We start from the raw sequence: 13,785 nt of genomic DNA, 5'->3' as shown, positions 1-13,785 counted from the left end.
CGTCAGGCGCCGAAAACCTTGGCCAGCTCGAACGGCGTCGTCACCTCCAGCTGGTCGTAGCGGCATTGCTCCGGCGGCTTGTCGGGCCGCCAGCGCAGGAAGATCGCGGCGTGGCGGAAGCGGTCGCCTTGCAGGTGGTCGTATTTCACTTCGCACACGCGCTCCGGGCGCAGCGGTTGCCAGCTCAGGTCCTTGCCGCCGCTCCAGCGGCTCTGGGCGCCGGGCATGCGTTGCGACTCGGCCGACGCCGCATCGGCCCAGTCGCGCCACGGATGATTCTCCAGGGCGTTCTTGCGCAGCGGCGCCAGGTCCTGGGCCAGCTGCTCGCGCATCGCCATCGGGAAGGCGGACGTCACACCCACGTGCTGCAGCTGGCCGGCATCGTCATGAAGCCCCAGCAGCAGCGAGCCGACGGCATCGTCACGGTCCTTGTACCAGCGGAAGCCGGCCACCACGCAGTCGGCGCTGCGCACGTGCTTGATTTTCAGCATCGCGCGCTTGCCGGGCTGGTAGGCCGCCTTTTCCAGCTTGGCCATCACGCCGTCGAGGCCGGCGCCTTCGAACTCCGTCAGCCACTTCTGCGCCTCGGCGCGATCGCTGGTGATGGGCGTCAGCCGCAGCGGCGGCTTCGCGCTGCCCAGCAGGCGCTCCAGGCGCTCGCGGCGTTCAGCCTGCGTCAGGCCCATCGTCGAGCGGCCGCCCGCGCTCAGCAGGTCGAACGCGATGAAGCTGGCCGGTGTCTCCTTGGCGACCCGGGCAATGCGCGAAGGGGCCGGGTGGATGCGCTGTTGCAGGGCGTCGAAGTCCAGCCCCTTCGGTGTCGCGATCACGATCTCGCCGTCCAGCACGCAGCCGCGGGGCAGCATTTCATGCAGCGCCTTCTCCAGCTCGGGGAAGTAGCGGTTCAACGGCTTCAGGTCGCGGCTTTGCAGGTAGGTTTCGTCCGGCCCGCGGAAGACGAGGGCGCGAAACCCGTCCCATTTGGGTTCGAACAGGTAGCCTTCCTGCTCGGGCAGCGCCTCGGCGGTCCGGGCCAGCATCGGTTCGATCGGGGGCACAAGTGCCTGTGGAGTGTTCTTGGTGGCCATGGGTCCCTTTTAACTTGCCGGCACCGGTTTGTGTGCGCCGGTGCGCCTTTCGAGCTGCGCGATGGCCACGAAGCCGCAGGCGACCGAGAACCACAGCCCGGCCAGCCGGATGGCCACGGCGGCGAGCGTCGCGATGCCCAGCGGCACGGCGTGCAGGGCGAGCAACACGACGATGACGGCCTCCGTCGCGCCCACGCCGCCCGGCAGGAAGGACGCCGCGCCCACCAGCATCGCGGTGGGATAGAGCGACAGCGCGGCGGTGGCTTCCAGCACGATGCCCAGCCGCCCCAGCAGCCAGACGAAAGCCCAGGCGGAAATGCCCCAGGCCGCCAGCCCGAGCAGCAGGCTGACCAGCAGCTCGCGCGGATGGATCCACTCGCGTGCGCCCGACAGGCCATCGCGCAGGGTACGCAGCAGGCGGGCGAGGCGCGGCATCCGCCGCTTCCTGGCGGTGGCGGCGATGCTGCCCAGCAGCCGCGGTTGGGTGGCCAGGACGGCGACCACCGCCAGCAGACCGAGCACGAAGGTCAGCAACAGCGCGAAGTAGCGGCTGTCGTGGATCGCCAGCGCAGCCAGCAAGGCGACGGCGATCACGTCGCAGGCCCGTTCGAACACGAACACTGCCAGCACCCTGGCGGGCGGCACCCCCAGCGGCAGGAAGTAGCGGATGCGCAGCAACTCGCCGACCTTGCCCGGCGTCGCGGTGAATGCGAATCCGCTGAGGTAGGCCCACCAGCCATGCAGGAACGGCGTCTTGTGCCCGATCCGCGCCAGCAACCACCACCAGCGCAGGTAGCGCAACGCATACGAGAACAGCGACATGGCCATCAGCGCGGGCAGCAGCGCCGCGACTTCGGGCAGCCGGTCGAACACGCGGTTGCGCGAATCGGCCCAGAACAGGGCGGCCACGTACAGCACGGTGACCGCCGCCGCCGCCCAGAAAGCCTTGCGCAGCTTCACGGGCTCACCGGAACGAGAAGCGCTTGTGGCCGAGGTAGCTGGTGAACACCGGCACCATGACGCCGATGCCGTGGGCGATCTCGTTCACGAAGGCACGCACGCCAAGTGCCGGCAGCACGTAGTAGGCCAGCGCCACGCTGATGATCCAGGTCTGCGCGATGGCGACCAGGTTCACCAGCACGAAGAAGGTCGCGGAGCGCTGCACCGATTGCGTGGAGCCCGCGAACACGAAGGCGCGCGCCAGCAGGAAGGCCGTGACCATGCCGAGCAGGTAGGCCACCACCACCGCCACTGGGAACGGCATCCAGAGGTTCAGGACGATCCGCGAACCGAAATTCACCAGTGCCGCGATGCCGCCGGTGACCAGGAAGGCCAGGAACTGCCGCGAGGCGAAGGCACGCATCACGCGGCGGCCGCCTTGCGCGCCATCATCCGGCCGAAGTCAATGCTTTCGGAGATGCCGCGGTCTTCCGGGTAGTAGTACGAGGTGTCGGCCACCCAGAGGCCACGCACCGGCAGCTCGAACGGTGGCAAGGTGTCCAGGAAGCCCGGCGGGCAGACCGGCTGGGCGTAGCGGTAGCGGCTGGCGCGCATCGCCAGGAAGTCGTCGTCCGTCAGCGCCGGCTGGATCGTCTTCAGGTAGTGCTTCACCTTGTCGAGGAAGGCCTGGTCGGGCTCGGCGAACTTGGGGTGCTCGCCCGGCATGTAGAAGGGCACGTAGACCACGTGCTCGTCGCCCAGCGGCCGCAGGTTGCTGTATTCGACGAGGCCGGGAATGTCCATCTCCGGGTCGTTGACGTTCAGCCAGAAGTTGGGCGTGACCTGGCGGCGCAGCTTGGCGATGACGCAGACCACGGCGATGTTCTGGAGCGCGCGGTACTTCTCCAGCAGCTCCTCGGGCAGGTCAGGCAGCAGGCGCGGCACGAACGGCAGCGGCACGGTGCTGACCACCTTGTCGAAAGCTTCGAAGCCTTCGGCGGTCTCCACGCCGGCGACCGCGCCGCCTTCCAGCCGCACCTTCTTCGCCGGGTGCCGCAGCCGGATCTCGCCGCCGTGCTTTTCGATGTCGTCCTTCAGGCCTTGCAGCAGCGTCTGGGAGCCGCCTTCCAGGTGGCCCAGCTTTTCGCTCATCAGGCTGGAACGCGAGCGGCCGATGCGGCGGATGCGGCTCCAGATCCAGGCGGCCGACAGGTTGTGCGCCTTGTCGTAGAACTTGTAGTCGAACAGCCGGCGCCACAGCACTTCCCACGCTTCTTCGCCGACCCAGCGGCGGATCCAGCCCGTTGCCTCCACGTGGTCCAGCGGCTTCCAGTCGGTGCGCTTCGTGCACAGGAAGGCGTGCAAGCCATAGCGGAACTTCGCCACCAGGCTCAGGCCACGGAACTTCAGCAATGCCACGGGGTTGCCCCAGGGCTGCAATTGCCGCTGGTACCAATAGCCCATCTTCGTTTCGACCCAGCGCATCTTGCCGGCCAGGCCCAGTTCGTCCAGCACCTTCAGGAACGCGTGATCCGAGAGGCAGTGGAAGTGGTAATAGCGTTCGATGGTGAGTCCGGCGAAGTCGAACATCGCCGTCATGCCGCCGACGCGGTCGTCGGCTTCGAACACCACCGGCCGGTGGCCGTCGCGCGCGAGCTGGTAGGCCACCGCCAGGCCCATGGGGCCGGCGCCGAGAACCGCGATGCGTTGTCCGGTGGTCATCAGAATTCCAGGACGATCTGCCCGTATTCGGGATCGTTGAAGGTTTCGTGGACCGCCATGGCGAAAGGTGTCGCCTGCACGCCGAAGATGCCCGGCCAGTCGATGACCTCGAACTCGTCGTGCGCCACCAGGGCCTTCAGCTGGTCCGCGGTGAACGGCGGGTTCTTGTCGAACAGCGCCCAGGTCTGCAGCAGCACGCGGAACAGGCCATAGGGAATCTTCAGGATGACCGAGCCGGCGCGCGTCGCCTGCTTGATCTCGCGGATCATGTCGATGTAGTCGATGCGCTCGAGCCCCGAGATGTTGAACACCTGGCCCTGCACGCGCTGTTCGATGCAGCTCACGATGATGCGGCAGAAGTCGGCGGCGTAGAGCGGCTGCCGCATGTAGCGGCCGTGGCCGGGCACGGGGAACACCGGCACCTTCTTCATGAAACGGGCCAGCCAGCCGAGATGCTTGCGGTCGAACCAGCCGAACATCAGCGTGGGCCGCAGGACCACGCAGGGAACGCCGCTCGCGAGCACGATCTCCTCCTGCCGGCGCTTGGTGTTGGTGTAGTGGTCGTCCGCCACCGATTTCACCACCGAGGAGCTGATGTGCACGAGGTAGGGCAGTTGCGGCTGGCGCCGCATCACCTCCAGCACGCGCTCCGTCGACGTGATGTTGTTGCGCACGAAGGGCTCGGGCGCCAGGTCGCCGATCTGGGCTTGCAGCATCACCACGGCGGCGGCACCTTCGAAATGCCGCTCCCAGTCGCCGGGCTCGGCCAGGTCGGCCTCCACCACCGTGATGTCCGGCTGCACGCGGCGCAGCACTTCGAGGTTGGCGCGATGCTTGTCCAGCACCACGAGATGGCGGTAGCCGGCGCGCTTGAGGTGCGCCACCAGGTTCTGTCCCACCAGCCCGGCGCCGCCGGGGAGCAGGATCTTTGCGTCGTTCATGGTTTGTCGATGATGCCGATGGCGGACCACTCACCCCAGCCGGCACCGGCATCGGTCAGGGTCAGGGTGAATTCTTGCGGAAGCAGGGGATTGTCGAACACCACGGCGGACCAGCGGTCCGCCCGGGGCATGGTGCCCGCGAACTGCCGCCCGTCGTCCACCTGGAAGCGCTGGCTGCCGTTCACGGGCCCGTTGCGGTAGACGAAAGCGGCGCCGCGTTTCAGGCGCAGCTGGATCGTGCCCGTGTCCTGGTCGCCCTGGATGATGGTGCCCAGCGTCCGGAAGCCGGGCGCGCTCGAACGCAGGTAGTCGGTGCCTTGCCAGCCCTCGTTGCGCAGGACCGCGCCGCTGGTGACGTTCACCTTCGACAGGGCCATGATGGTGGGCGTGATGTCGAAGGGGGGCGCGGGCGGACCGGTCACGCGCAGCGCGCAGCCGGCGTCCGCCGGGACGACGGCGAGCGGGCCGTGCGCCGCGCGCGTCAGGACGTAGCCCTTGAAGAAGCGCGTGTCCGCCACGTTCCCGAGGTCCGCGCGCGGCTTCCTGTTGCGCTCGCTGGCCAGCGCATAGCCGACGACGTCACCGGCAGGGTCCACGACGCGCAACGTGTGGATGTTGTTCTCGCCCGTGGCCGGCGCGATCCAGCCGACCAGGCGCCGGAACCCGGGCTCGCCGGGCAGCGTGTCCATTTGCACCAGCGCGCCGCGGCAGGCCGCCTCCGGCACAGGACCCGCAGGCCGGCCGAGCAGGGTGCCGGCGTCCTTGAGCCAGGGCCGGCCGAACACGCTGAGGTCGACGGGTGCCGCCCGCGCCCCGTAGTACACGCCAAGTTCGGGGCTGAAGATGATGCGGATCAGCTGCTCGTGGTCCAGCACGCCGAGTTCCATCGCCACCGCGGCGACGTCCCGTTCGAACAGCATGGGCCGCTGGGATCGCCGGGCGTCGAGCTGCAACACGAGCAGCAGCGCCAGCAGCGCCAGCAAGGGCCACACGATGCGGTGGCGCCAGCCGGCGAGCTGGCGCAGCACCGTGGGAAGGTAAAGCGCCAGCAGCGCCATCCAGGCCATGAGGGCGGGCGTCGTGTACCGCTCGGCGGTGGCTTGGCGCAACCCGAACACGAGGCGGCCCGCGCCCGTGCCGAACGCGGTGCCGCCGATGTACATGATGAAGGCGAGCAGGCACAGCTGCAGCGCGTGCTCACGCGGGGCCCGCAGGCAGCGCACCGCCTGCACCGAAGCCAGGACGACGAGCGCGAGGCCCGCCAGCTGCCCCAGCGGCAGCGAGCGCTCCTTGACCATGTGGAACCACGGTGAGCCCAGGTACAGCAGCACGTATTGCACGAGCTTCTCGGGCCGGTAGCGCAGCACGTCGCGCAGGCTGCCGTGCCCGGGCGTGGACTGGTAGTCGGTGAAGTACGCGACGAGGCAGAGGACCGCCAGCGCCGCCAGCACGCCGATGCGCCGCCAGCCCATGCGCTGCAGGGCGGCGTACACCACCATCAGCGGCAGGGCGATCACGCCGCTGGCCATGGTCATGATGCACAGGACGCCGACGATGCAGGCGAGCGCGAAGTCGCGGCTCGCCTCCGGCACCGGCCGCGTGGCCCGGTACAGCAGCCAGAGCGCGAGCAGCGGCAGCCACTGCGCCAGGAAGAACTGGCTCTGGAAGCCCCAGGTCAGGTTCTCCTTCTGCATCCAGGAGAACAGGCACAGCAGCACGAACAGGGAGGCCAGGGTGACCGGCTTGCTGTCCGCATCCGCGCCCGCGCGCTCGCGCAGGATGGCGCGGAAGGTCAGGAAGGCCGCGAACACCAGAAGGTAGTTCACCACCAGCAGGAACCACAGCGTGCCCGAGAACAGCCGGTGGTCGAGCCAGAAGAGCAGGCGCGCGAGCACGATGCGGTGCTCGTTGTGCAGCGACCACCAGTCGCCCCCATGGCCCTCGCCGATCCGCAGGTAGAAGTCGACGTAGCTGGGCCACATGTCCCAGTGCGGCACCTCGGTGTAGTTGCGCACCGCGCCGACGACGGCGAGCAGGACGAACAGCGGGGCCAGCACCCGCAGCGTCCAGGTGACGAGCGCTTCGCGAGAAGGAAGCATCTTCGAAATCAGGCTCAGATGTCCATCTTGTTGAAGACGAAGCGCGGCAGGTGGCGGATGACCATCATGATCAAGGCCCACTTCGCTGGCGCATACACCACGGGGGCACCGCGCTCGATGCCGTCCACGATGGCGGCCGCGACCGCGCTCACATCGGCCAGCTTCGCCCCTTGCGCCTTCAGGTGCGCGGTCATCGGCGTGTCGGTCGGGCCGGGCTTGACCAGGGTCACCGTCACCGGCGTCGCCGCCAGGCGGTGCTGCAGGCCCTGCGCGTAGCGTGTGACCAGGCCCTTGGCCGCGCCGTACACGTAGTTCGACTTGCGCCCGCGGTCACCCGCCACGGAGCCGATGATGCCGATGCGGCCGCGGCCGGCGGCCTGCATGGCGCCCGCGAAGGCTTCGGCGAACAGCACCGGCGAGATGGCGTTCACCCGCATGGCCTCCGCGGCGCTGTCCAGGTCCTGCTGGCAGGCCGCCTGGTCCGGCAGCGACCCGTGCGCGATCAGCACGGTAGCCGGTACGTTGCCCGTAGCCAGGAGGCCGGAGACGGTCTCGCGGACCGCCGCCGGCTCGAGCAGGTCGGCGGTCACGACGTCGATGCGGGCCTGCGGTCCGCGCACGCGCAGGTCCGTCGCCAGATGTTCCGTGCGCGCGGCGTCCCGTCCCACCAGCACGAGGTGGGTGGCGCCGCGCTGCAGCCACAGCCGCGCGCAGTGCTCGGCGATGGAGGAGGTCGCGCCGACGATGACGACGGTGCCCTGGATGGATTGCATGTTCTAGTCCGGTGAAGCAGGCATGACGCGCTGCGCGAACGCCGAGCGGATGCCCGGGTCGCGGAAAGGCAGGAACTCCGCGAGGCGCGGGTAGCCCGATTCGAACAGGTCGCGCGGCATGCGGGCGTCCTTGGCCGGATAGATGCGTCCGCCCGCCTCGCGCACGACCGCGTCGAGGCGGTCGAACAGGCGCAGCGTGGCGTCGCCATGGTTGGGAAAGTCCAGCGCCAGCGTCACGCCGGGCCGCGCAAAGCTGAGCATCCCGGGCGCGGCGCGTTCGCTGAAGGTCTTGAGCACGGCGAGGAACGAGCCCTCGCCCGAGGCCGCGATCTCGCGCAGCAGGCCTTGCGTGCCCGCGAGCCCGGCGGCGCGCGGCAGCACGCACTGGTACTGGTAGAAGCCGGGCCGGCCGTAGACCCGGTTCCACTCCAGCAGGTGGTCGAGCGGATAGAAGAAGGGCACGTAATGCACCCGCTGGCGCCCGGCGCGCTGCCGGTGGTGGTGGTAGTAGACCCAGTTGAAGGGACGCACGCTGAAGCGGTTGACCAGCGAAACCGGCGGCGCGAACGGCACGGTGCGCGCGTGATCGGGCGGCGCGCGGCCGCCGGTGGAGTCGCTCATGTTGCCGCGCATGAAGATGCCGCGGGCGCCTTCGCCATGCATGCAGTCGACCCACGACACCGTGTACTCCCAGCCGGCTTCCGAGCTGTCCGCCAGCGCGAAGAATTCCTCGAGCGATTCGTAGGGGATGCTTTCCACGTCCAGCCAGGGGCCGGGCACCTGGATCAGCCGCAGCGTGGCCTGCGCGATGACGCCGGTGAGCCCCAGGCCACCGACGGTGGCGGCGAACCAGTCCGCGTGGCGGTCCGGGCCGCATTCGATGACCGTGCCGTCGGTGCGCAGCAGCCGCAGGTGCGTGACGTGGTCACCGAACGAGCCGCGCACGTGGTGGTTCTTGCCATGCACGTCGTTGGCGATCGCGCCGCCGACCGTGACCACCTGCGTGCCGGGCGTCACGGCCAGCATCCAGCCGCGCGGCAGGAAGGTGCGCTGGATGTCGCGCAGCAGCACGCCGGCTTCACAGGTCAGCAGGCCCTGCTCCTTGTCGAACGCCAGGAAGCGGTCCAGGCCGGGCGTCGTCCACAAGGTGCCGCCCGGGTTGAGGCAGACGTCGCCGTAGCTGCGCCCCATGCCGTAGGCCAGCCCCTGCCGGCCCGGTGCCAGCGGCAGCGTGGGCAGCCCGTGCTCCGTCAGCGGACGCACGTCATGCGGCCAGCTGCCCAGGCGGCCCCAGGACCCGACGTTCACCATGGCCAGCTGGTGCCGAGAAACAGCACCGCGCCGAACAGCACGCCGGCGGCCACGCTGGCCTTGTCGCGGAAGGCGAAGACCAGCGGGTCGTCGTGCATGTCGCCGCGGAAGGCGCGCAGCCACATCCAGCTGACCCACCACACCATGATCGGCACGGTGGCCCAGACGAATTCCGGCCGCGCGTAGAAACGCAGCACCGTGTTCAGGTAGAGCGCCAGCACGACCACCGCGGTGTAGCCCGACACGATGCCCAGCACCTGGATCAGCGGGGCGTCCGAGGTCAAGTAGGCCCGCCCGTGGGCGTGCGTGCGGCCCTCGGCGGCCTGCGCCTGCAGTTCGGCGTAGCGCTTGACGAACGCCAGCGACAGGAACAGGAAGCCGGAGAACGCCAGCAGCCAGAACGACAGCGCCAGCGAGGCGGCCGCGGCGCCCGCGACGACCCGCAGGGTGTAGAGCCCGGCCAGCGTGAGGCAATCGACCAGCACCACCCGCTTGAGCCGCCATGAATAGGCCCAGGTCAGCGCGAAATAGATGGCGAGCCAGCCCAGGAATTCGAGGTTGACGAGCAGCGCCAGCGCCAGGCTCGCCGTGGCCAGCAGCGGCACCAGCAGCACGCCGACCCAGATCTGCACCGTGCCCGCCGCGAACGGCCGCGCCCGCTTGCGCGGGTGGTGGCGGTCGCTCTCCAGGTCCATCAGGTCATTGGCGACGTACACCGAGGAGGCACAGAGGCTGAAAGCGGCGAACGCCAGCAGCAGGTGCACCCAGGCGTCAAGGTTATCGACCTGGTGCGCGGCGAACAGGGGCGCGAACAGCAGGGCATTCTTCAGCCACTGGTGCGCGCGGACCAGCTTGACCCAGGTCCAGGTGGTCACCGGCAGCGAAGGGAACACCTTCTCGACGGCGCAGCAGGCCTGCGCCCCGGCCAGCACCGAGGGGCGCGCGTTCACGACGATGGCGCGCCGTGCGTGCGGCCAGACCGCCAGGTCCACCGTCGCATTGCCGGCGTAGTCGAAACCGCCCGCGCCGAAGCGGCGCACCAGGGCCTCCGCCTTGCGCTGGCCGTCCAGGTTGGTGGTGCCGTCGCTCGCCAGAACCTCGTCGAAGATGCCGCAATGGGCCGCGATCTCGCGGGCCAGCTTGTCGTCCGTCGCGGTGCACAGCACCAGGCGCCGGCCGGCCCGGTGCTGCTCACCCAGCCATGCCAGCAGTTCCGTGTTGTACGGCAGAACGGCGGCGTCGAAAGGGGTGCGCTCGGCCAGTTCGCGCTTGAGCACCGCCTTGCCGGCCGCGAGCCAGCCCGGGATGCGGAGGGTCGCCAGTGGCGCGTCGCGGAACAGCCGCACCGAGGACTCGTGCAGCATGTCCGTGCGGATCAGCGTGCCGTCCAGGTCGACGACCAGGGGCGGCTCGGCGGCCGGCACGACGGTGGGCGGCGGGGGGACGGTCGAGGAATCCAAGGGTGCGGGCGGCGAAAGGGCCATGAGTTTAGCTGCCCGGCCTCCTGCGTTAGAATCATGGCCAATCCGAGGAGCGTTGCAGCGCCGCCATCTTCCACGATGCGCCGGCGTGAGGCTCGGACCTGATTCGCAACGACGCTCACCCACTTCTGACGTGCGGTGAGTCCCGGGCGCAGAGGTGGCTGAATTGTCAACCACTCTTTCTGGAGCCCTCCATGAACGCCGTTCTCAAACCCGCCCCATCCGCGTCCGCGCAGGATTGCGCCATCGCCGACCTGTCCCTTGCCGCCTGGGGCCGCAAGGAAATCCGCATCGCCGAAACCGAAATGCCGGGCCTGATGGCCATCCGCAGCGAGTTCGCCAAGGCGCAGCCGCTGAAGGGCGCCCGCATCACGGGCAGCCTGCACATGACCATCCAGACCGCCGTGCTGATCGAGACGCTGCAGGCCCTGGGCGCCACCGTGCGCTGGGCCTCCTGCAACATCTTCTCCACGCAGGACCACGCCGCCGCCGCCATTGCGGCCACCGGCACGCCGGTGTTCGCCATCAAGGGCGAGACGCTGGAAGATTACTGGGATTACACCCACAAGATCTTCGAATTCGGCGCCAAGGGCACCGACGGCGAGGGCCCCAACATGATCCTGGACGACGGCGGCGACGCCACCATGCTCATGCACCTGGGCAAGCGCGCCGAGAAGGACGCCTCCGTCATCGCCGGCAAGCCGGGCAGCGACGAGGAGCGCATCCTGTTCGCCTCGATCAAGGCCAAGCTGGCCGAAGACCCGACCTGGTACAGCCGCAAGAGCGCCAGGATCATTGGCGTGACGGAAGAGACCACGACCGGCGTCAACCGCCTGAAGCAGATGGCCGCCCGCGGCGAGCTGATGTTCAAGGCCATCAACGTCAACGACTCCGTCACCAAGAGCAAGTTCGACAACCTGTACGGCTGCCGCGAATCGCTGGTGGACGGCATCAAGCGCGCCACCGACGTGATGATCGCCGGCAAGATCGCGCTGGTCGCCGGCTACGGCGACGTCGGCAAGGGCTCGGCCCAGGCCCTGCGCGCGCTGTCGGCCCAGGTGTGGGTGACCGAGATCGACCCGATCAACGCGCTGCAGGCCGCGATGGAAGGCTACCGCGTCGTCACGATGGACTACGCCGCCGACAAGGCCGACATCTTCGTCACCGCCACCGGCAACAAGGACATCATCACCCATGACCACATGGTGAAGATGAAGGACCAGGCCATCGTCTGCAACATCGGCCACTTCGACAACGAGATCGACGTCGCCGGCATCGAGAAGTACGAGTGGGAAGAGATCAAGCCCCAGGTCGACCACGTCATCTTCCCGGACGGCAAGCGCATCATCCTGCTGGCCAAGGGCCGCCTGGTGAACCTGGGCTGCGGCACGGGCCACCCGAGCTACGTGATGTCGTCGTCCTTCGCCAACCAGACGATCGCGCAGATCGAGCTGTTCACGCGCAGCGAGTCCTATGACCTGAACAAGGTCTACGTGCTGCCCAAGCACCTGGACGAGAAGGTCGCGCGCCTGCAGCTGGCGAAGCTGGGCGCGATGCTGACCGAGCTGTCGGATGACCAGGCGTCTTACCTGGGCGTGGCGAAGACTGGCCCGTACAAGCCGGACACGTACCGCTACTAAAGGTCTGTCATTGCGGGCTTGACCCGCAATCCATCGTGGCGTGTCCGCATGCCGCCATGGATCCCGGGTCAAGCCCGGGATGACAACCACGTCATGCGCGCCGACCAGCTCCTCGTGCAACGCGGCCTCGCCACCACCCGCTCGCAAGCCCAGCGGCTCATCGCCTCGGGCGTGCAGTGGTCGGACGGCGCGGCCTGGAAGTCCGTGGCCAAGAACGGCGACGAGTTGCCGGAGGCCGCGCAGCTGCGCCTGCTCGATACCGCGGAAACGCGCTACGTCTCGCGCGGCGGCCTGAAGCTGGAAGGCGCGCTGCGGGCCACCGCGCTCGACGTGCGCGGCTGGACCTGCCTCGACGCCGGCCAGTCCACCGGGGGCTTCACCGACTGCCTGCTGCAGCAAGGTGCCGCGCGGGTGGTCGGGGTCGACGTCGGCCAGGGCCAGTTGCATGGCAAGCTGCGCGGCGATCCACGGGTGACGGCTTTCGAAAAGGTGAACGCCCGCCATCTCGACGCCGCGCAAGTGGGCCGCGATTTCGATCTCGTCACCGGCGACCTGTCGTTCATCTCGCTGACGCTGGTGCTGCCCGCGCTGGTGCCGCTGCTGAAGACCGGAGGCGAGCTGTTGATGCTCGCCAAGCCCCAGTTCGAACTGCAGCCCGCGCAGATCGGCAAGGGTGGCCTGGTGAAAGACCCGTCGCTGCACGCCGAAGTCGAAAGGCGCTTGCGCGACTGCTGCACGACGCTGGGCCTGGCGGTCCAGGGTTGGCACGACAGCCCCATCGCAGGCGGCGACGGCAACCGCGAATTCTTCATTCACGCACGAAAACCATGAGGAGGCACGCATGAAGCTGCCCATCAGCCTGGAATTCTTTCCAACCAAGACCGACGAAGGCGCGCAGAAGCTGCGCGTGGCGCGCCAGAAGCTGTACGCGCTGAAGCCGGAGTTCTGCTCCGTCACCTTCGGCGCCGGGGGCTCCACGCAGGACGGCACGCTGGCCGCCGTGACCGAGATCATGGGCGAAGGCTGCCAGGCCGCCCCGCACCTGTCGTGCGTGGGCCAGTCGCGCGAGAGCATTCGCGACCGCCTGGCGGCCTATGGCGCGGCCGGCATCAAGCGCATCGTCGCGCTGCGCGGGGACCTGCCCAGCGGCTACGGGCTGGGCGGCGAGTTCCGCTACGCCAGCGACCTGGTGGCTTTCGTCCGCGCCGAGACCGGCCGGCAGTTCCACATCGAGGTGGCCGCCTACCCCGAGACGCATCCGCAGGCCAAGTCGCCCGGCTCCGACCTCGAAGCCTTTGCGGCCAAGGTCGAGGCCGGCGCCGACTCCGGCATCACGCAGTATTTCTTCAACCCCGATGCGTACTTCCGCTATGTGGACGACCTGACCGCGCGCGGCGTCCGCGTGCCCGTGGTGCCCGGCGTGATGCCGATCACCAGCTCCACCCAGCTGATCCGCTTCTCCGATGCCTGCGGCGCGGAGATCCCGCGCTGGATCCGCATGCGCCTGCAGAGCTTTGGCGATGATTCCGAGTCGATCAAGGCTTTCGGCCTCGACGTGGTGACCGCGCTGTGCGAACGCCTGGTTGCGGGCGGCGCGCCCGGCATCCATTTCTACACGATGAACCAGGCCAACGCGACGCTGGAGATCTGCGAGCGGCTGAGCTAGGAGCCTGGGCGGCAGAGAAACGGGCCTGCGTTGGGCCGAGAACAGGGCTCAGGCTAGGCGCGGGCGCGGGTCAAGACTTGCCGTCTTGACCCGTGACCGGAACGACGCATGAGCCCTGTTCTCGG

General features: G+C 68.8%; 12 protein-coding genes and 1 riboswitch. Of the genes, 3 read left to right on the top strand and 9 right to left on the bottom strand.

Features of this window, described 5'->3' with window-relative positions:
• Window positions 1-2: 2 nt before the first annotated feature.
• The 9 genes from FN976_RS13385 to FN976_RS13345 are packed head-to-tail and all read right to left on the bottom strand — an operon-like array spanning window position 3 to window position 10,333.
• Window positions 3-1,088 (bottom strand): ATP-dependent DNA ligase, encoded by a 1,086-nt coding sequence (locus FN976_RS13385; RefSeq protein WP_145893544.1) that lies wholly within the window; start codon window positions 1,086-1,088, stop codon window positions 3-5.
• A gap of 9 nt (window positions 1,089-1,097) precedes the next feature.
• On the bottom strand, window positions 1,098-2,048 hold the full coding sequence (locus FN976_RS13380) for a lysylphosphatidylglycerol synthase transmembrane domain-containing protein (RefSeq protein WP_145893543.1): 951 nt from the start codon (window positions 2,046-2,048) through the stop codon (window positions 1,098-1,100).
• Window positions 2,049-2,052: 4 nt separating this feature from the next.
• Window positions 2,053-2,451 carry a GtrA family protein gene (locus FN976_RS13375; protein WP_186510879.1) on the bottom strand — a complete coding sequence of 133 codons (399 nt, stop codon included), beginning with the start codon at window positions 2,449-2,451 and terminating at the stop codon, window positions 2,053-2,055.
• A complete protein-coding gene (locus FN976_RS13370; RefSeq protein ID WP_145893541.1) occupies window positions 2,451-3,749 on the bottom strand; it encodes an NAD(P)/FAD-dependent oxidoreductase in 1,299 nt (432 codons plus the stop codon). Before FN976_RS13370 ends, FN976_RS13375 begins: the two co-directional genes overlap by 1 nt.
• Window positions 3,749-4,690: an NAD-dependent epimerase/dehydratase family protein gene (locus FN976_RS13365; protein ID WP_145893540.1), complete on the bottom strand. Its 942-nt coding sequence runs from the start codon at window positions 4,688-4,690 to the stop codon at window positions 3,749-3,751. The genes FN976_RS13370 and FN976_RS13365 overlap by 1 nt, the downstream gene beginning before the upstream one ends.
• Window positions 4,687-6,789 (bottom strand): hypothetical protein, encoded by a 2,103-nt coding sequence (locus FN976_RS13360; RefSeq protein WP_145893539.1) that lies wholly within the window; start codon window positions 6,787-6,789, stop codon window positions 4,687-4,689. The genes FN976_RS13365 and FN976_RS13360 overlap by 4 nt, the downstream gene beginning before the upstream one ends.
• A gap of 14 nt (window positions 6,790-6,803) precedes the next feature.
• Window positions 6,804-7,562: an SDR family NAD(P)-dependent oxidoreductase gene (locus FN976_RS13355; RefSeq protein WP_145893538.1), complete on the bottom strand. Its 759-nt coding sequence runs from the start codon at window positions 7,560-7,562 to the stop codon at window positions 6,804-6,806.
• A gap of 3 nt (window positions 7,563-7,565) precedes the next feature.
• A complete protein-coding gene (locus tag FN976_RS13350) occupies window positions 7,566-8,873 on the bottom strand; it encodes an FAD-binding oxidoreductase (RefSeq protein WP_145893537.1) in 1,308 nt (435 codons plus the stop codon).
• Window positions 8,867-10,333, bottom strand: coding sequence for a UbiA family prenyltransferase (locus tag FN976_RS13345; RefSeq protein ID WP_255440409.1), 1,467 nt, complete (start codon window positions 10,331-10,333; stop codon window positions 8,867-8,869). The genes FN976_RS13350 and FN976_RS13345 overlap by 7 nt, the downstream gene beginning before the upstream one ends.
• Before the next feature lie 62 nt (window positions 10,334-10,395).
• Window positions 10,396-10,481, top strand: a riboswitch (S-adenosyl-L-homocysteine riboswitch).
• Window positions 10,482-10,548: 67 nt separating this feature from the next.
• Between FN976_RS13345 and ahcY the strand changes: the two genes are divergently transcribed.
• The 3 genes from ahcY to metF all read left to right on the top strand — a co-directional run bounded on the left by ahcY (window position 10,549) and on the right by metF (window position 13,660).
• Window positions 10,549-11,994 carry an adenosylhomocysteinase gene (ahcY, locus tag FN976_RS13340; RefSeq protein ID WP_145893535.1) on the top strand — a complete coding sequence of 482 codons (1,446 nt, stop codon included), beginning with the start codon at window positions 10,549-10,551 and terminating at the stop codon, window positions 11,992-11,994.
• A 93-nt stretch (window positions 11,995-12,087) separates the two neighbouring features.
• Window positions 12,088-12,825: a TlyA family RNA methyltransferase gene (locus tag FN976_RS13335; RefSeq protein ID WP_145893534.1), complete on the top strand. Its 738-nt coding sequence runs from the start codon at window positions 12,088-12,090 to the stop codon at window positions 12,823-12,825.
• Window positions 12,826-12,835: 10 nt separating this feature from the next.
• Window positions 12,836-13,660, top strand: a complete 825-nt coding sequence (gene metF, locus FN976_RS13330) for a methylenetetrahydrofolate reductase [NAD(P)H] (RefSeq protein WP_145893533.1) — start codon at window positions 12,836-12,838, stop codon at window positions 13,658-13,660.
• The last annotated feature ends 125 nt before the right edge of the window (window positions 13,661-13,785 follow it).

The organism is Caenimonas sedimenti, from assembly GCF_007833165.1.
Classification (GTDB): domain Bacteria; phylum Pseudomonadota; class Gammaproteobacteria; order Burkholderiales; family Burkholderiaceae_C; genus Ramlibacter; species Ramlibacter sedimenti.
Note: the sequence above shows the minus strand (reverse complement) of the source record. Positions and strands in the feature narration are given on the sequence as shown.

Excerpts from the sequence above, each read along its gene's own strand:
- FN976_RS13385 (WP_145893544.1), bottom strand. The coding sequence starts at position 1,088 with ATGGCCACCAAGAACACTCCACAGGCACTTGTGCCCCCGATCGAACCG.
- FN976_RS13375 (WP_186510879.1), bottom strand. The coding sequence starts at position 2,451 with ATGCGTGCCTTCGCCTCGCGGCAGTTCCTGGCCTTCCTGGTCACCGGC.
- FN976_RS13370 (WP_145893541.1), bottom strand. The coding sequence starts at position 3,749 with ATGACCACCGGACAACGCATCGCGGTTCTCGGCGCCGGCCCCATGGGC.
- FN976_RS13365 (WP_145893540.1), bottom strand. The coding sequence starts at position 4,690 with ATGAACGACGCAAAGATCCTGCTCCCCGGCGGCGCCGGGCTGGTGGGA.
- FN976_RS13360 (WP_145893539.1), bottom strand. The coding sequence starts at position 6,789 with ATGCTTCCTTCTCGCGAAGCGCTCGTCACCTGGACGCTGCGGGTGCTG.
- FN976_RS13355 (WP_145893538.1), bottom strand. The coding sequence starts at position 7,562 with ATGCAATCCATCCAGGGCACCGTCGTCATCGTCGGCGCGACCTCCTCC.
- FN976_RS13350 (WP_145893537.1), bottom strand. The coding sequence starts at position 8,873 with ATGGTGAACGTCGGGTCCTGGGGCCGCCTGGGCAGCTGGCCGCATGAC.
- ahcY (WP_145893535.1), top strand. The coding sequence starts at position 10,549 with ATGAACGCCGTTCTCAAACCCGCCCCATCCGCGTCCGCGCAGGATTGC.
- FN976_RS13335 (WP_145893534.1), top strand. The coding sequence starts at position 12,088 with ATGCGCGCCGACCAGCTCCTCGTGCAACGCGGCCTCGCCACCACCCGC.
- metF (WP_145893533.1), top strand. The coding sequence starts at position 12,836 with ATGAAGCTGCCCATCAGCCTGGAATTCTTTCCAACCAAGACCGACGAA.